This window comes from Empedobacter sedimenti (assembly GCF_030005555.1).
GTDB classification, from domain to species: domain Bacteria; phylum Bacteroidota; class Bacteroidia; order Flavobacteriales; family Weeksellaceae; genus Empedobacter; species Empedobacter sedimenti.
In genome coordinates this window covers 106,580-124,270 of the sequence record NZ_JASCQG010000005.1, presented here as the reverse complement: position 1 = coordinate 124,270, position 17,691 = coordinate 106,580, and the positions used below count along the sequence as shown (strand labels likewise).

The 17,691-nt window shown below is 31.6% G+C and carries 18 protein-coding genes; 8 read left to right on the top strand and 10 right to left on the bottom strand.

The window, feature by feature from the left end; genetic code table 11:
- Positions 1-52: 52 nt before the first annotated feature.
- The gene (locus QHG34_RS06930; RefSeq protein ID WP_282629479.1) at positions 53-1,069 is read right to left on the bottom strand and encodes a M28 family metallopeptidase; all 1,017 of its coding nucleotides are present in this window, start codon (positions 1,067-1,069) and stop codon (positions 53-55) included.
- A 141-nt stretch (positions 1,070-1,210) separates the two neighbouring features.
- On the opposite strand from QHG34_RS06930, the gene QHG34_RS06925 reads away from it, so the two are divergent.
- From QHG34_RS06925 to aspS, 3 genes are all read left to right on the top strand, one after another.
- Positions 1,211-3,112 carry an amino acid permease gene (locus tag QHG34_RS06925; protein ID WP_282629478.1) on the top strand — a complete coding sequence of 634 codons (1,902 nt, stop codon included), beginning with the start codon at positions 1,211-1,213 and terminating at the stop codon, positions 3,110-3,112.
- Between the two features lie 92 nt (positions 3,113-3,204).
- Positions 3,205-4,596 carry a hypothetical protein gene (locus QHG34_RS06920; protein ID WP_282629477.1) on the top strand — a complete coding sequence of 464 codons (1,392 nt, stop codon included), beginning with the start codon at positions 3,205-3,207 and terminating at the stop codon, positions 4,594-4,596.
- A gap of 118 nt (positions 4,597-4,714) precedes the next feature.
- Entirely contained in the window at positions 4,715-6,472 is a 1,758-nt protein-coding gene (gene aspS / locus QHG34_RS06915; protein WP_282629476.1) for an aspartate--tRNA ligase, read from the top strand.
- 82 nt (positions 6,473-6,554) lie between these two features.
- On the opposite strand, the gene QHG34_RS06910 is transcribed toward aspS, so the two are convergent.
- From QHG34_RS06910 to QHG34_RS06890, 5 genes are all read right to left on the bottom strand, one after another.
- Positions 6,555-6,686, bottom strand: coding sequence for a hypothetical protein (locus QHG34_RS06910; RefSeq protein ID WP_282629475.1), 132 nt, complete (start codon positions 6,684-6,686; stop codon positions 6,555-6,557).
- Positions 6,687-6,737: 51 nt separating this feature from the next.
- On the bottom strand, positions 6,738-7,331 hold the full coding sequence (locus tag QHG34_RS06905; protein ID WP_282629474.1) for an RNA polymerase sigma factor: 594 nt from the start codon (positions 7,329-7,331) through the stop codon (positions 6,738-6,740).
- 433 nt (positions 7,332-7,764) lie between these two features.
- Positions 7,765-8,769: a type I glyceraldehyde-3-phosphate dehydrogenase gene (gene gap / locus QHG34_RS06900; protein WP_282629473.1), complete on the bottom strand. Its 1,005-nt coding sequence runs from the start codon at positions 8,767-8,769 to the stop codon at positions 7,765-7,767.
- Between the two features lie 31 nt (positions 8,770-8,800).
- A complete protein-coding gene (gene pfkA / locus QHG34_RS06895; protein ID WP_282629471.1) occupies positions 8,801-9,784 on the bottom strand; it encodes a 6-phosphofructokinase in 984 nt (327 codons plus the stop codon).
- Positions 9,785-9,856: 72 nt separating this feature from the next.
- Positions 9,857-10,510, bottom strand: coding sequence for a DUF4294 domain-containing protein (locus QHG34_RS06890; RefSeq protein ID WP_282629470.1), 654 nt, complete (start codon positions 10,508-10,510; stop codon positions 9,857-9,859).
- A 60-nt stretch (positions 10,511-10,570) separates the two neighbouring features.
- Here QHG34_RS06890 and QHG34_RS06885 point away from each other — a divergent pair, with 60 nt between their 5' ends.
- Positions 10,571-11,662 (top strand): M42 family metallopeptidase, encoded by a 1,092-nt coding sequence (locus QHG34_RS06885; RefSeq protein ID WP_282629469.1) that lies wholly within the window; start codon positions 10,571-10,573, stop codon positions 11,660-11,662.
- A 43-nt stretch (positions 11,663-11,705) separates the two neighbouring features.
- Here QHG34_RS06885 and QHG34_RS06880 read toward each other — a convergent pair whose 3' ends face one another.
- The gene (locus tag QHG34_RS06880; RefSeq protein WP_282629468.1) at positions 11,706-12,083 is read right to left on the bottom strand and encodes a VOC family protein; all 378 of its coding nucleotides are present in this window, start codon (positions 12,081-12,083) and stop codon (positions 11,706-11,708) included.
- A 119-nt stretch (positions 12,084-12,202) separates the two neighbouring features.
- Here QHG34_RS06880 and QHG34_RS06875 point away from each other — a divergent pair, with 119 nt between their 5' ends.
- The 4 genes from QHG34_RS06875 to QHG34_RS06860 all read left to right on the top strand — a co-directional run bounded on the left by QHG34_RS06875 (position 12,203) and on the right by QHG34_RS06860 (position 15,598).
- Positions 12,203-12,619 carry an OsmC family protein gene (locus QHG34_RS06875; protein ID WP_282629467.1) on the top strand — a complete coding sequence of 139 codons (417 nt, stop codon included), beginning with the start codon at positions 12,203-12,205 and terminating at the stop codon, positions 12,617-12,619.
- Between the two features lie 142 nt (positions 12,620-12,761).
- The gene (locus tag QHG34_RS06870; RefSeq protein ID WP_282629466.1) at positions 12,762-13,877 is read left to right on the top strand and encodes a hypothetical protein; all 1,116 of its coding nucleotides are present in this window, start codon (positions 12,762-12,764) and stop codon (positions 13,875-13,877) included.
- Positions 13,878-13,894: 17 nt separating this feature from the next.
- Positions 13,895-14,560 carry a hypothetical protein gene (locus QHG34_RS06865; protein WP_282629465.1) on the top strand — a complete coding sequence of 222 codons (666 nt, stop codon included), beginning with the start codon at positions 13,895-13,897 and terminating at the stop codon, positions 14,558-14,560.
- A 45-nt stretch (positions 14,561-14,605) separates the two neighbouring features.
- Entirely contained in the window at positions 14,606-15,598 is a 993-nt protein-coding gene (locus tag QHG34_RS06860; RefSeq protein ID WP_282629464.1) for a T9SS type B sorting domain-containing protein, read from the top strand.
- 47 nt (positions 15,599-15,645) lie between these two features.
- Here QHG34_RS06860 and QHG34_RS06855 read toward each other — a convergent pair whose 3' ends face one another.
- The 3 genes from QHG34_RS06855 to QHG34_RS06845 all read right to left on the bottom strand — a co-directional run bounded on the left by QHG34_RS06855 (position 15,646) and on the right by QHG34_RS06845 (position 17,673).
- Positions 15,646-16,191, bottom strand: a complete 546-nt coding sequence (locus QHG34_RS06855; RefSeq protein ID WP_282629463.1) for an NADPH-dependent FMN reductase — start codon at positions 16,189-16,191, stop codon at positions 15,646-15,648.
- An 84-nt stretch (positions 16,192-16,275) separates the two neighbouring features.
- Positions 16,276-16,806, bottom strand: a complete 531-nt coding sequence (locus QHG34_RS06850) for an NADPH-dependent FMN reductase (RefSeq protein WP_282629461.1) — start codon at positions 16,804-16,806, stop codon at positions 16,276-16,278.
- 63 nt (positions 16,807-16,869) lie between these two features.
- Positions 16,870-17,673 carry a helix-turn-helix domain-containing protein gene (locus QHG34_RS06845; protein WP_282629460.1) on the bottom strand — a complete coding sequence of 268 codons (804 nt, stop codon included), beginning with the start codon at positions 17,671-17,673 and terminating at the stop codon, positions 16,870-16,872.
- Positions 17,674-17,691: the final 18 nt, after the last annotated feature.

The following is a 17,691-nucleotide window of genomic DNA, read 5'->3' as shown; positions in this document are numbered from 1 at the left end:
ACCTTCACAACGAAGGTCTTTTTATATTTAAATGTATATTTTTCTGAAAAAATTAATTTGTTGTCGAAGTCTTATCTACAATAGGTCTATTTTCTGCATTTGCTAATAACCAAGCAGCATTAAAAGTTAATTGTGTACGACGTTTTAATAAATCATACTCAATTTTGTCTGGCGTATCACCTGGTTGATGATAATCGTCGTGAACACCATTAAAGAAAAATACTGATGGAATATTATGTTTCGCAAAGTTGTAATGATCAGAACGGTAGTAAAAACGATTCGGATCATTCGGATCATCATAACGATAATCTAAGTTAATTTTAAGACTTTCGTTTGCTTTTTTCACTGTATTGTACAAATCTGTAGATAACATGTTTGAACCAATTACGTACAAGAAATCTCTTGTCGAAGCATTGTGCTCATAATCTACACGACCAATCATATCAATATTGATATTTGCAATAGTATTTGCTAAAGGGAAAATAGGATGGTCAGAATAGTATTTAGATCCTAATAAACCTTTTTCCTCTCCCGAAACGTGTAAAAACAAAATAGAGCGTTTTGGACGAAAACCATTTTTTTCGGCTTCTCTAAAAACGCGAGCAACTTCCATAACACCAACAGTACCAGACCCATCATCGTCTGCACCAGCGTATAATTTTCCGTTTTTAATTCCTTCGTGATCATAATGAGCAGAAATAACCAAAACTTCGTCAGGTTTTTCAGAACCTTTGATAAATCCCATCACATTGCGCATTTGTCCACTAACTTTACTGAATGTTCCCGCGGGAATAAGTTGAAAATAATTGCCATTTGGACCAGAAATACCTAACTCTTTGTAGTAATTAGAAATATAATTTCCAGCCTTGATTTCGCCTTCCGAACCCGCATTACGTCCTTCCATTTCAGTTCCAGCAATAATATACAAGTTCTTTTTAAGCTCAGCTTCAGATATTTTGTCCGAATACTTAATAAGGTTTTTCTCGTATTTCGCTTGCGAAATTGGCTCAATCGAATCACAACTAACTAAAGTGGCAGCTAAAGCAATTGCAAATAAAAATTGTCTCATGTTAATTTTTTGAATTAAATTTAAAATTAATCTAACCCAGCAAAAGAAAAAAGAATTTTTGCATAAAAAACCAATATTTATGCGAAATCTAATCCGTTTTGAGTTTAGTCTTTTTATATTTGCCCGTTTTTTAAATAAATTATGTCACAATTATTCAGAAAGAAAACTGTTGAATCCATTTTAGCAGAATCTGCAAAGAACACAGCTACAATGAAAAGAACCTTGGGGGTTCGAGATTTAACAGGTTTCGGTATTGCAGCCATCGTCGGAGCAGGTATTTTTAGTACAATCGGTCGAGCAAGTTTTGAGGGCGGACCAGCCGTTATTTTCTTATTCATATTTACAGCAATTGCGTGTGGGTTTACAGCTTTTGCATATGCCGAGTTTGCGTCGTTAGTACCCGTTTCAGGAAGCGCATATACGTATAGTTATGTGGCTTTTGGTGAGTTGTTTGCTTGGGTTATTGGTTGGGCTTTGATTATGGAATATGCGATAGGGAACATTGTTCTAGCTATTTCCTGGAGTGATTATTTCACCACCTTGCTCTCCGGAATGGGAATTCATATGCCAGAATGGATGACAATGGATTATTTTACGGCGAAAGAAGGTTTTGAATTTGTTACAAATGAGTTAGCGAAAGGAAAAACTTTAGAAGGAATTGCTAATTCGCCTTATGCACAAGAAATTCCTAAATATTTAGCATTCAAAGAAGCTCCATTTGTAGGATTTAATTTAGTGGTAGATATTCCAGCATTAGTCATTACTTTTTTGATTACAGCTTTGGTTTATCGCGGAATTAATGAATCGAGAAAAGCGAGTAATGCAATGGTTGTGTTAAAATTAGCCGTTGTACTTTTAGTAATTGTGGTTGGTGCTTTTTATGTAAATCCAGATAACTGGAATCCTTTTGCACCGAATGGAATAGGAGGTGTTTTGGCAGGTGTTTCGTCTGTATTTTATGCCTATATAGGGTTTGATGCAATTAGTACGACCGCTGAAGAGTGTAAAGATCCGAAGCGGGATTTACCACGTGGAATTTTTGCGTCTATTATTATATGTACCATTTTATATGTGTTGATTGCTTTAGTAATTACAGGTATGGTTCATTATTCAGAATTGAATGTTGGAGATCCTTTGGCTTATGTTTTTGATAAAATAAAAGATTTAAAATGGCTTGCTGGTATTATTGCCTTTTCTGCTGTAGTAGCAATGGCAAGTGTTTTTATTGTTTTCCAGATTGGACAACCTCGTATTTGGATGACGATGTCTCGCGATGGATTATTACCAAAGAAATTCTCTAAGATTCATCCAAAATTTAAAACACCTTCGTTTGCAACTATTTTTACAGGTTTTGTAGTTGGGATACCAATTTTGTTTACAGATTTAGAGTTGGTTGTAGATGCGTGTTCTATAGGTACTTTGTTTGCTTTTGTTTTGGTTTGTGCTGCTGTTCTTAGAATGGATGCTGACCCTAATGCAAAACGAGGAAACTTTAAAACGCCTTTTATTAATGCAAAATTCATTATGCCTATTGTTACGGCTTTGATTGTTGTTTTGTGTATGACAACTTTTAAAAATGATACAGTAGATTTCTTTACAAATAAGCCACAGTCTATGCCTGTTGAAAAATTTGTAAGCTCGTTAACGCCAAAAGAGTTACAAGATTCTTATGCGACGATTAATGAATTGACAGGATCAGAAGTGGAACATTTGGACGATTATTTAACTACATTAACTCCCGAACAATATAGTAAAACATTAGCTCAATTACCAGTTTATGAAGATAAGAAAATGGAAAAAGGATGGGATGTTTTTAAACATAAAATTCCGATGATTATATTTTTAATCATCTATGTTTATATGGTTATTCGTTGTTTTTTCAAACGTACTTCTATTATACCATTAGCTGGTATGTTATGTTGTTTTTATATGATGGCACAGTTAGGATTGAAAAATTGGATGATTTTCTTAATTTGGCTTGCCATTGGTTTAACAATATATTTTGCATACGGTTATAGACACAGTAAGTTGAGAAATATTTAAACTGAAAATAAATAATAAAAGTATCCGATTATAAATGTTTATAATCGGATACTTTGTTTTAATGCGTTTAATTTTGTTAAAATTATTAACTTATGAAAAAAAATCTATTTAGCTTATTTGTTTTAGGTGCTATTTATATATCTGCTCAAGAAATTGATATCAAAAAAGGTAAAGTCCTATTTGATAAGAAAGAAGTTGCGATGGTTGACGGAAAAAAACGTGTTTATACCATTTCTGATTTACAGAATAAACCGATTGTTTCTATTAAATGGAATTACGAATCGTTACCTAATGGTGTAGATGAATACTGGTTTTCGGTAACTGATCTTGCAACAAATGAAACCAATGATGTGGTAACCGAAGGTGTAGGAAGATCTATGAGTCCTGAGAAAACTGTTGTAGAGACTTTTTCTAAAGGAGAACATAAATTGATTACATTAAATGGAATAGATTCAGAGGTTGTAAAATCACTAGTTTCTGCAAAAAAAGTAAATTATACTGAAGTTTTTAATGCAAAAAAAGATTCGATTAATACATTCTATAATGAAGCTCGTAATCTAGTTGATCAAAGTAATATTACAATTGATAAAACTGGAACAATAACAGCTGGTAAAAAAGTAATTGGTCGCGTTAAACTTCAAAACGGATATTCTTTAGTAGAAAATACAGATTTATTAGTAGGAAGTGTAAGTAATAAGGTATTTACATTAGAAAATGGTAAAACATATCAAGTTAATGAGCCATCAAGTGTTTTTACTACAATAGATCCTAATTTCGCAAAATTATTAGTAGGATTAGCACTTAAAGAAGGTTATACATTAGAGAATCAGATTTATTATAAAAGAGAAGAAGAGAAGAATAAAAAAATAGCAGATAATCAGGCAGAATATCAAAAAGATATTGCTGAAGCTAAAGCAAATTCTTCTAATTTATATGATGTTCCTGGTTATTTGATTGACGAAAAAGGAAATAAAATTACAGGAAAATTATCAATCAATTTTGAAGACGCTACAAAAGAAGTTGAGAAAAGTAATATTGAATCTATTCCAGAAAACTACGGAAAATCTGTTTTTGTAAAAGCAGTAAATGAAAAAGGGAAAGAAAAATCGACACGATACAAATCAAACACAGGTGCTAAATTCTGTACAGATTCAGGAAATTGTTATATTGGTTTGAAAACAATCGGAAATGTGACTAACGCCATTGGAAACGTAATGAGCTTAAGCACTGATTTTTCATATTTCTATAAAATTTTAAGTGAAGATAATGGATATCTTATTTTAGAAGAACCGTCAAATAATAAACTTTATTTAAAAATACCTACACAAGAGAAAGCTCTTTATTTAGGAAATAATAGTGATGAAAAATTGCAAAAAAACTTTAGCGAATACACAAAATGTAATTTAAACGCAACTGATTTCGACTTAAAATCTGTAGATGGAATTAAAACCTTTATCGAAAAATATAAAACAACTTGTAAATAAACTAAAAAGCGATTCGAGAGAATCGCTTTTTTATTTCAACTTTATTCATTCAAAATCTTTCGTAAACTTCTTTATTTCGGCTCAAAACTTTACCTTTGTTCAATAAATTCGACGACAAATGTTTAGAACTCATACTTGTGGTGAACTTACACAAGCCAACATTAATGAAAAAGTAACTTTAAGCGGGTGGGTTTCAACACTTCGCGATAAAGGTTTTATGATGTGGATTGATTTACGTGACCGTTACGGAATCACTCAAATCATCTTAGATGAAGATCGTTCTTCAAAAGAATTATTTGATACTGCTCGTAAATTAGGACGCGAATTCGTGGTTCAAGTTTCGGGAACGGTAATCGAAAGAGCTTCAAAAAATCCTAACATTCCAACAGGAGAAATTGAGATTTTAGCTGATTCTATCACAATTTTGAACGAATCTGCTTTGCCTCCTTTCACAATTGATGATAATACAGATGGAGGAGAGGATATTCGCATGAAATATCGTTACTTAGACATCCGTCGTAATCCAGTTAAAGATAAATTAATCTTCCGTTCTAAAGTTGCGCAGGAAGTTCGTAAATATTTAGATGCACAAGATTTTGTAGAAGTTGAAACGCCTGTTTTAATTAAATCTACACCAGAAGGTGCGCGTGATTTTGTGGTTCCATCTCGTATGAATCCAGGTGAATTTTATGCCTTACCTCAATCACCACAAACATTCAAGCAATTATTAATGGTTGGAGGTTTAGATAAATATTTCCAAATCGTAAAATGTTTCCGTGACGAAGATTTACGTGCAGACCGTCAACCAGAGTTTACACAAATTGACTGCGAGATGTCGTTTGTTGAGCAAGAAGATATCATGAATGTTTTTGAAGGCTTAGCAAAACATTTATTACATACATTCAAAGGTTTAGAGTTTGGAGATTTTCCTCGTATGACGTTTGCTGATGCAATGCGTCGTTACGGAAATGATAAGCCAGATATCCGTTTCGGAATGGAATTTGGTGAAATTACAGATTTAGCAAAAGGAAAGGATTTCAAAATCTTTGATGAGCAAGAATTAATCGTTGGAATTGCTGCCGAAGGATGTAATTCTTACACACGTAAAGACATCGATAAATTAATCGAATGGGTTCAGCGTCCGCAAATTGGTGCGACTGGATTGGTTTGGGCACGTTACAACGAAGATGGAACGTTTAAATCTTCTGTAGATAAATTCTATTCACAAGAAGATTTAGCAGCTTGGGCTGAGCGTATGAACGCAAAACCAGGTGATTTAATGTTAGTAATGTCTGGTAATACAAACAAAGTTCGTGGACAATTATCGGCTTTACGTATGGAAATTGCAGAACGTTTAGGATTACGTAATCCTGAAGTTTTTGCACCATTATGGGTTGTCGATTTTCCATTGTTAGAATGGGACGAAGAATCTGAAAGATACCACGCAATGCACCATCCATTTACTTCTCCAAAACCAGAAGATATGGAGTTAATTGCAACGAATCCAGGAGAAGTTCGTGCAAATGCATACGATTTGGTTTTAAACGGAAACGAAATCGGAGGAGGATCTATCCGTATTTTTGATAAAGATATTCAAGCAAGAATGTTTGAGTTATTAGGATTTACACAAGAACAAGCAGAAGCTCAATTTGGGTTCTTAATGAATGCTTTCAAATATGGAGCGCCACCACACGGAGGATTAGCTTTCGGATTTGACCGTTTTGTATCTATATTAGATGGATCAGAAACTATTCGTGATTATATCGCATTTCCTAAAAATAATTCAGGACGTGATGTGATGATTGATGCACCATCTGCAATTGCTGATGAGCAAATGGTAGAATTGAATATTAAATCAACTTTTGTAGGAAAATAAACTTCAGACAAAAAAATAGAAATAAAAAAAGCCTAAAATGTTACATACATTTTAGGCTTTTATCTTGTATTCAAAACAAATACTAATTCATATTTACAATAATTTTCTCTTGCAATAAATTTGATTTAATTGCTGAAATTGATTGAGAAAACTGAAGTATTTTATTAACTGTAGATTGTTTTGGCTCAAGATTTTTAGAGTAAAATTTATTCATTCATTAAAAATTTAAATCTTACTTAAAACGCTAAATAATTTATTTTATTTCTTAATCTACTGTTAAAATTATATTACTTGATTCGATTATTTTTCTAAGATTAATAATTGCATAACGCATTCTTCCTAAAGCAGTATTAATGCTAACATCTGTTTCTTCTGCAATTTCTTTGAAGCTTAAGTCTTTAAAAATTCTTAATTCTAAAACTTCTTTTTGATCGTCTGGTAATAAGGTAACTAAATGCCTTAAATCATGATCAATCTGCGTTTTAATCAATTTAGTTTCAGAACATTCGTCACAATTTCCTAAAAAATCAAAAATATTATAATCTTCGCTATAGCCAACAGTTTCGCTTACTGTTTGCATACGTTTATTAGCTCTAAAATAGTCAATGGAAAGATTGTGTGCAATACGCATAACCCAAGGCAAAAATTTACCCTCGTCATTGTATTTATCACTTTTAAGTGTAAGAATTACTTTGATAAAAGTATCCTGAAAAATATCTTCAGCAACATCTTTATCTAACACTTTTGAGTAGATAAAACTATAGATTCTACTTTTGTATTTATCAATAAGTTTTTCTAAAGCGGTTTCATTACCATTCATGTATTCACGAATTAATAACGAGTCGTCTTCATAGTTCATAGTTGGATAGTATTGATTTTAATAAAGTAAAGTTTTATCTATAAGCAATGTTTTTATGTTAATTATACCTCAAATATAAACAAAGTATATTGCAATACAATAGATTTAACATAAAAACTCTTAAAATTGTATAAATTTTTCTTAATAAAATAAACTAGTTACTTTCTTATTCTATCCTTTTATTAATTAGAAACGATGATGAGTTTTGTTTTGAGAAATTGTGTTTCTATAGTTGAAATTGATTTAGAAAAATTTAATAATCGTTGGATTGTCGTTTCTTTAGGTTGTAAAATAGATTTATTATCTTTCATGTAGTTTGTTTTAATTCTACTATAATATTTCAAAGATTAGTCCATAAAATGCTAAATAAATGCAAAAAAAATAAGTCTTTTCTTTATTGAAAAGACTTATTTAATATCTCGAAAACGAGAGGTTATATTTTAGCGATATGTTGCACTAAATCAACCACTTTGTTAGAGTATCCAATTTCGTTATCGTACCAAGCGACTAGTTTTACGAATGTTGGATTAAGCATAATACCAGCTTCTGCATCAAAAATACAAGTTCTTGTATCTCCTCGGAAATCCATTGATACCAAAGGTTCATCTGTATATCCTACAATTCCTTTTAAATCGCCTTCAGCAGCATCGCGCATTACCTTTTTGATTTCATCGTAATTTGTTTCCTTTGCTAATTTAACGGTTAAGTCTACAACAGAAACGTCTACTGTAGGCACGCGAAAAGACATACCTGTTAGTTTTCCGTTTAATTCTGGAATAACTTTACCAACAGCTTTTGCAGCACCAGTTGAAGAAGGAATAATGTTAATCATAGCACTTCTACCACCTCTCCAGTCTTTATTAGATGGTCCGTCTACCGTTTTTTGTGTAGCTGTTGTTGCATGAACTGTCGTCATTAAAGCTTCTACAATTCCAAATTTTTCGTGAATGATTTTAGCTAAAGGAGCCAAACAGTTGGTTGTACAAGATGCGTTAGAAACAATGGTGTCGTTTGCTGTAATTGTTTCATGATTTACCCCCATTACAAACATTGGTGTATCATCTTTAGAAGGTCCTGTTAAAACCACTTTCTTCGCACCAGCTTCTATGTGTTTACCAGCAGTTTCTTTTGTTAAGAAAATTCCTGTTGCATCAATCACAATTTCAGCACCAATTTCATCCCATTTTAAGTTTGCAGGATCTTTTTCTGCTGTAACTCTAATTTTTTGACCATTTACAACTAAATGACCATCTTCTACTTTTACTTCTCCTTCAAATTTTCCATGAACTGAGTCGTACTTTAGCATGTAAGCTAAATAATCCACTTCAACAAGATCGTTGATACCTACAATTTCGATATCATCTCTTTTAATAGCAACCCCAAAAACAAGGCTACCAATTCTTCCGAATCCGTTGATTCCAATTTTAATTTTTGACATAGTATATATAATTTCCCTTTATATTAATTTTTTAAATTGCTAAGATATTAGCTACTTTGATCAATTCTGTATCAATCTCGTTGTGCTTTTTGATCGCTTCATCGATAGGAGTGAAGACAACTTTGTTTGATCGGATACCAGCCATTAAATTGGTTTTACCATCTAATAAACCTTCTACAGCAGCAATTCCTAATCGGCTTGCTAAAACTCGATCTTGACAAGATGGAGAACCACCACGTTGTATATGTCCCAAAACAGTTACACGAATATCATATTCTGGATGACGAGACTGAACTTGTTTTGCTAATTCAAAAACGCCACCTAATTTTTCGCCTTCAGCAACTACAACAATACTAGATTTTTTTCCAGATTTTTCAGATCGCTCTAAAGAGCTACATAAATCTTCAACACCATCACGCTGTTCTGGTATCAGAATATCTTGCGCACCCGAAGCTATCCCACTATTTAGTGCTATGAAACCAGCATCGCGTCCCATAACCTCCACAAAAAATACACGATCATGTGATGTAGCAGTATCTCTTAATTTATCAATAGCATCTATAACAGTATTTAGCGCAGTATCGTAACCAATTGTAAAATCAGTTCCAAAAATATCGTTGTCAATAGTGCCCGGAATTCCTATAAACGGAATTCCAAACTCTTTGTGAAAAATATTTGCTCCAGTAAATGAGCCATCTCCACCAATTACAACTAATGCATCTATTTTATTTTGTATAAGATGATTATAGGCTTTTTGGCGACCTTCTTTCGTTTTGAATTCGAGAGAACGAGCAGTTTTTAGAATTGTTCCTCCTTGATTAATAATATTTTTTACGGAACGAGGTCCTAAATCAATCATATCATTATTTATCAAACCTTCATAGCCTTGACGAATACCAACTGATTGAATTTCGTAGAATTTACATGCTCTTACTACGGCACGTAAGGCCGCATTCATTCCAGGTGCATCACCTCCAGAGGTTAAAACACCAATTCGTTTTATATTTTTTTCCAAATTTTTCCCTTTATTGTATCAAATATAATAAAAAAGAGATAAATTATTGTTATTGGAAATTGTTAAAGAAAGTTAATCTTCGTCAACAGGTTTTAAGGTACCATCAGCAAAATCTCGTTGTAGAATAACAGCAATGTAAAGATCTTCTCTTGTGCGTTTTGGATCAAAATTTTGTTTGAGGTCTATATTAAAAGCTCCACTTGCAGCTTGATATAAAAATGCATTTACACCACCACGCAATTCTTTTATAATATCGTATGTTGTTTTGTCAGTTTCCTTGTAGATTAGTTTTGTTAAGATTTGTCCACGAGAACTTGACATGTTTTTAAGTTGATTTTCAAATTGATCAGCAAGCTGTTTTTGACGAGATTTTATAAATCGTTTTTGATCTCGTCTTTTATCCATTGTTTGGATAGTATCAGAAACATAATTATACTCTCTGACAGCTGTGCGTACATACGGCCAAACATCACGAACACGTTTTCTTAGCCATAAATAATATTTTTTTTCTAAATCAGATTTTAGGTGAACAGCATAAGAATTGGCTTCGTTAAGATGAATGGTATCTAGTGGATTGAATGAAAAATCATCTAGGTTTATAGAGTCATTTTTAATTTCTTGCGTAGTATTTTTTCCACCTAAATCTAATCCAAAAATTTGCGCTTTCAGTTGATGAAAAGGTGATAAAAATAAAATGATGACGATATAATAGATGTGATATTTCATGTCCGATTTCATTCAAAAATTGTTCCTAAAAGTAGTACATTTGTTATAAAATATATAAAAATGAGTGTAAATAATTTATTTGATCAACAATCATTAGATTTCTTAACTAAATACTTGAATACTGCTTCACCAACTGGTTTTGAGAGTGCTGGACAGAAAGTTTGGATGGATTATATAAAACCATATGTAGATGAAATTAAAACAGATAATTACGGTTCTGCTTACGGAGTTATTAATCCAGAAGCACCTTACAAAGTTGTAATTGAGGCGCATGCTGACGAGATTTCGTGGTTTGTAAATTATATTTCTGATGATGGATTAATTTATGTGATTAGAAATGGAGGATCAGATCATATGATTGCCCCTTCTAAAGTGGTAAATATTCACACAAAAAAAGGAATTGTGAAAGGAGTTTTTGGATGGCCAGCAATTCATTTGCGTCAAGCAGGGAAAGATGAAGCCCCAACTCCGGATAAAATATGGATTGATACAGGTTGCACGTCGAAAGAAGAAGTGTTAGAACTTGGAATTCATGTAGGTTGTGTAATTACATATCCAGATGAATTTTTTACATTAAATGATCGTTATTTTGTTTGTCGTGCGATAGATAATAGAATGGGAGGTTTTATGATTGCTGAGGTTGCGCGTAAATTAGCGGAGAATAAAGATAAATTAGATTTCGGATTGTACATTGTAAATGCTGTACAAGAAGAAGTTGGTTTGCGTGGTGCGGAAATGATTACGGAAACAATTAAGCCAAATGTTGCAATCATTACAGATGTAACGCACGATACAACTACACCAATGATTACAAAATCGAAAGAAGGTGAACAAAAATGTGGTGACGGACCAGTTGTTTATTATGCTCCAGCAGTTCAGAATAACTTACGAGAATTAATTATTGACGCAGCAGAAAAAAACAATATTCCGTTTCAGCGTGCAGCAAGTTCTCGTGTAACAGGAACAGATACAGATGCATTTGCTTATAGTAATGGAGGTGTTCCCTCAGCTCTGATTTCGTTGCCATTGCGTTATATGCACACAACAGTGGAGATGGTTCATCAATCTGATGTGAAAAATGTAATCGAATTGATTTATGAATCAGTGAAAACGATTAAAAACGAACAAAGTTTTAAATATCATTCTCTTTAAGATATTGAACAAAATAGAAAGCCGCTTATTAGCGGCTTTTATTTTATTTTGCATTTGGATCTACTTCAAAAATTCCGAAAACATTGTTATCAGTATCCAAAAAATAACCTTGCCAAGACATACCAGGAATTGCAAATTTTGGCATAGCAACAATTCCTCCGTTTTTCAGGATATTTTCTGCAGTTGTATCAAAATTTTCAACTTGTAAAGTGCAAGTAAATGCATTTGTTCCACAATTTAAAGGAGGTGTATCAGCAGGACGTTTAAACATACCGCCTTCCATACCCGAAGTTTCAATTCTATAATATTCAAGAGGTAAACCTTCTTGTTTTGTGAATTTCCAATCGAAAACATTGTGGTAGAATTCGATGCATTTTTGAGGATCATTTGACTGAATTTCAAAATAAACGATACTATTCATAATCAGTTTTTAAGTTTTTGTGGATTTAAAAATAATGATAAATCGAATTGTTTTTACATCATTGTAGAAATATTTTGTCAGTAAAATTGATTAATTTTATACATTAAATAGATTAAGAAATGAAAATAGAATTAAATAGAGTAAATCAGGCTTCTCATTACGAAGCAACTGCACCAAGTTCATCGGTAAAAGTGAATATAGATGGACCAGAATCTATTGGAGGAGAAGGGAAAGGTGTTCGTCCGATGGAATTAGTTTTGGTTGCTTTGGGTAGTTGTAGTGTTTTTGATTTGAACGAAATTCTAAAAAAACAACGTCAAGATATCGAAGATATTAAAGTAGAAGTAGAAGGTAACCGTCGTGATGAGGTTCCTAATATTTTTACTGATATCCATATCAAATTCTTTTTGAAAGGAAATATAGACATCGATAAAGCAAATAAAGCCGCCGAATTAGCAGTGAAAAAATATTGTAGTGTGCATGATATGCTGGCTGCAGGTGGTATTGATATCACATACGAAATAAATGTAAATTAGTTATGAACCGAGATTTTTCTCGGTTTTTTTATTTTATAAATACTTAATATAGTTTATTAATCTTTTGTAATTATTTATATCCGTTTATAAAATATTTTTCTTGTAAAATAGAATTATATTCATTGTAAATAAATGATTTTCAATGAATAAATTTTACTTCTTTATTTTATTATTTATCATTTCTTATTTCACTTTATCAGCTCAGACAAATTTTGATAAAGGAGATCTTCTTGTTTACGCAGTAAACTCTAATGTAAATTCTTTGTGTACAACAAATTATTCTAATTCTACTGAGTTTGTTGATGAGGTTTTTCTTGTAACGCTCAAAGATATTTTGCCTAATACAATTATTTATATAACAGATAATGGTTGGCAAAGAAAATTGAATAACTTTTTAGGAACGACAGAGGGCGTCTTGAAATTGACTAAAAAAATAGGTTCTACAATTGAGAAAGGAGAAGTTTTTTCAATCAAAATACCAGCAGGTTTAACAAATTTAAATTTAAATAATCTTAATCCATCTTGGAATTGTGAAAAGGTAACCAATGGTATTTTTAATATCGCTCTAACCGATCAATTTTTCATTTTCAATAATGGAAGTTGGAATATGGATTTGAACGATGATCACAAAGGTATTTTTGTAAGTACAACGCTTGTTACGGCTTATAATAATCAATTAAATTGGGATAGTTACTCAGATTTAGTAGTTTCTGAAACAAGAAATTCAGGTTTGCCCGGTGATGAATCTGATGATAATTATGATATCACTGATTTTCACTTAACTACTAACTTACAATCTGCTTATTCTTATTATGATGGATCAAAATCTATAACATCTAAAAATGAATGGATTTTGAGATTTTTGAATCCTAATTATTGGGTTACAACACCAAGTTGTTCAACCTTTCAAAGTAATATTATTTATCAAAAATTTGCAATTGATGAAGAAAACAAAAACTTTAAAATCTGTAAAAATACGCCTGTTAATTTAGCTGTAGACAATAATTCGATAGTGACATATCAATGGTTTTCTGCTTCTGTTCCAGATACGACTAATGGTAATGTAATTGCTGGAGCTACTTCAACGTCCTATTCGCCTGATACTTCAGTACCTGGAATAACTTACTATTATTGTGATTTGAGTTATACTTTAAAATGGAAAAACTCGAGTACCTCTAAATCAAAAACAGCTGTATTGAAATCTTTATTATACAAAGTTGAAGTTGTTGAAAATAAACTAACACCAATAGAATATTAACATTAAAACTAAAAATGATGAAACAAAATTTTACTCTTAAGCTATTTCTACTTCTTTTTTTGAGTGTTTCTGGTACTCAACTATTTGCACAACAAAACGTTTGCGCAGGGGATCAAAAAAATTATAGAACTGATACTAATGCAACTGGTACCAATTTGCCAGATGTTTCTACATCAACTTATACTTGGAAAGTATTTCAAGCAGATGGTATAACAGAGGTTACAACTATTACGGATACTGATGGTAGTTTGACAAATAATTTAGCAACATTTGATTGGAATTTACCAGCTGGAAATTATGTTTTGAAAGTGTTTAAGAAAAATAATACTTGTCCGACAGAAGTTTCTGAAACGTTGAATGTAGTGGTTAATAATAAACCAGTTTTACCTATTATTGATCCAGTTACTGAAGTTTGTTATGGAAATGACGCTGTGTTCACAATACATGCTGCAAACGGAAATATCGTAACGTATACTATAAATGGAGTAGCTGCAACTGTAACAATAACTGCTAATAATAAAATTGATATTTTAGTTCCGAATGCTCAAGTTAATCAAACGATGATTATAACAGAAGTTAAATCAGATAATACAGCTAATGCATGTAGTTTGATCAACTTAAATGTAACAGCGACTATCACAGTTGGTGCGCAAGTAACGATTACTCCAATTCAAGCTTTGTAATTGAAATCATTTCATGTCAAATATTATTTTTATTTTTTCTTAATAGTGAATTTGCTCCTTGTAAAAAGGAGCAAACTATTAGGACAGCAACAAGTTTGTTCCAATTCTATAAAAAAATATTCGGTTGATGCTAATGTAAATAATCGATCGAATTTTGTTTATCGATGGCAAATTGTTGAACCAGATTTTAAAGGAGTTATTCTTGAAAATGTGAATGAAGTAACTATAAATTGGCAAAATACGATTGAAGGGATTTACACGATTAAAGTGACTAAATCAGCAAGTTGTGGATCAGTTAGTGAAGATTTCAAAGTTACTTTAACTAAGAATACGAAACTTGATATTTTACCAATATATTACTATTGCCCAGACTTTTCTTCAATTACTATTAATGCACCAAACGGATTTGATTCGTACAAGTGGCTTGATGAAAACGGTAGTTTGATAAGCAATCATCAAATTTTGGAAGTAAAATCAGAAGGTGTTTATTGTTTAGTGACTCAATTAGGAGATTGTGTATCAGAAGCTGTAACGAAGGTTGTTTTAGTACAATTTCCGTCGGTTATTGTAAATACAACTTTAGATAACTCTATCGTAATTGTTGGTTCTGGAGGTAATACAAATGTTCAGTATCAATTAGAAACCTTAAAAGGAGATGTCATACATTCTTGGCAAAATTCAAACACATTTTTTAATGTTCCGGAAGGAAAATTTATTGTTAAAATGAAATCTACTAATGGGGAGTGTATGAAGCTTTTAGAGGTAGAAACAAAGATTATTCCTAATCTTATTTCTCCAAATAATGACGGAATAAATGACGTATGGGATTTGAATGATTATCTGAAAAATTATTCAGATGCAGTTATCGAAATTTATGATCGTTTTGGTAAACAAATAAAAGTCATCACAAAAACTGAAAATTTTAAGTGGGATGGTAAAATAGGAGGTAAACCACTGCCAACGGACACCTATTGGTTTGTTATAAAATTGGCTGATAATCAAACAAAGTCGGGTTCGTTACTAATTAAGAATAAATAAAAAATGCTCGGAAACTATTTCCGAGCATTTACCTATATACATTACAATTATGCTTCTACTGAAGCAAATGTATTTTGAAATACATTGATTTTTTCATCAACTGTATTTTTTAATTCTTCGTTTACAATTTCACCATTCTGGAAGTTATCATTAAAGAATGGAAATGTAGAACTTGCTACAACTTCTCCACTTGCAAACATTTCGAAATATTTTGTTGCAACATCCATTACATTTCCTCCTCCATAAGATCCAGGAGAAGTACTTAATAATAATAATTTTTTATCTTTAAGATAACCCATTTCAATACGAGAAACCCAGTCTAAAATGTTTTTTAAAGCAACAGAAAAGTTTCCGTTATGTTCTGCTAAAGAAACAATAACACCATCTGAATCTTTGATTTTTTGGTGAAAATCTTCTGCTAATTTCGGAAAACCATTCTCTAATTGACGATCAATTGAATAAATTGGCATCTCAAAATCGTTGATGTCTACTAAATCAATTTCTGCATCGTTTAATTGATTTACTGTATAATTTAATAATTCTTTGTTAATTGAATTTTTGCTGTTTGATCCAGCGAACGCTAAAATTTTCATATATCTTTAAGTTTAATTTCTAATTATATGACAAATTTAGAGCACAGATAGTTTCTATTAATTGATGTATGTTAGGAAATGATTTTATTGTATATTTTTTTGAAATTCGTCCATTTTTTCAATCAATTCTTTATTCAATTCTTCATTTGTGATTCTACCTTCCGAAAAATTTTCATAGAATTTAGGTAAAGAGAAGTTCGTAATGATTGTGCCACCCAATTTTGTTAATAATCTTGAACCAACTTCTAACGAATTTTTCCCTCCATATCCACCAGGAGAAGTACTCATCACTACTAATTTTTTTCCTTCTAATAATTTATAATTGATACGAGAGCACCAATCCATATAACTCTTAAACGCCGCAGTAATACATGCGTTGTGTTCTGCTAATGAAACTAAAAGTACATCTGCCTCAAATAATTTAGCATAAAATGCATTAATATCTTCGCTAAAACCTTCTTCTTTTTCTATATCAATAGAATATGTTGGAATGTAATAGTCATTAAAATCTAAGATTTCGACATCTTGTTCAACTAATAAAGAAGAAGCGTAAGTAACCAATTGTTTGTTGATTGATGTAGTACTATTACTACCTGCAAAAGCAACTATTTTCATGTTAGTGATTAATAAAAGTTAATTATAGTATGAATGATGAAGATATAAAATTTTTTGATTAATCTATTTTTTCTTGTGCAACATTTGTGCAAATTCTGTTGGTCGAATACCAGAAACTTTCAAGAAAATATTACTGAAAGACGAAAGCGAATTATAGCCAACTAACATGGCAATTTCGTACATATTGTATTTATTTTCAGCAATTAATTCTAACGATTTAGTAATACGCAAAGAGCGTAAAAAACGCACGTAATTCATCCCCATATTATCTTTAAACTTGCGCGAAAGTGTACGTGTGCTAAGACCAAATAGTTTGGCAATTTCTTCTATTGTATAATTTTTTTCGATGTTGGTCATTAAAAACTGAGCAATTTCGATTAGTTTTTGGTCTTTGGGAAAAGGGTGTTGAATGGTAATCGGTAATTTATTTGATTCCATTTCTGGTAAAATAGATTTGATAGCTTTTACTAAATCATATCTAGCTGGATTGTTTCTCTCAATTTCGCCATTCCAATTTTTAGTAAACAAAAACATTTCGCGCAATAAATCTCCTGCGTAGTAAATATTCGGAATTGAGTAGAATTCGTTTTCTCCTTCATAATCATTGAAATAGAAATTGTACAAATCTCCTTTTTTACTATAAGTCAAAATAGAATGTTCGGTATTCGCAGGTATCCACATAAAACATCTTGCAGGTAAATACCAGTGTTTTTCGTTTACAAAAATGTGTACAATTCCACCTTCGGCATATAATAGTTGAGATTTTTTGTGTTGATGAAGCCCTGTTTCTATCGTATCTAAATGAACATGATAGATATAAAAATCTGTGTTCTCGTTGTCAATACTATCTAAAAGGAATTGTTTCATTTCTTAGCCTTTTTTTGG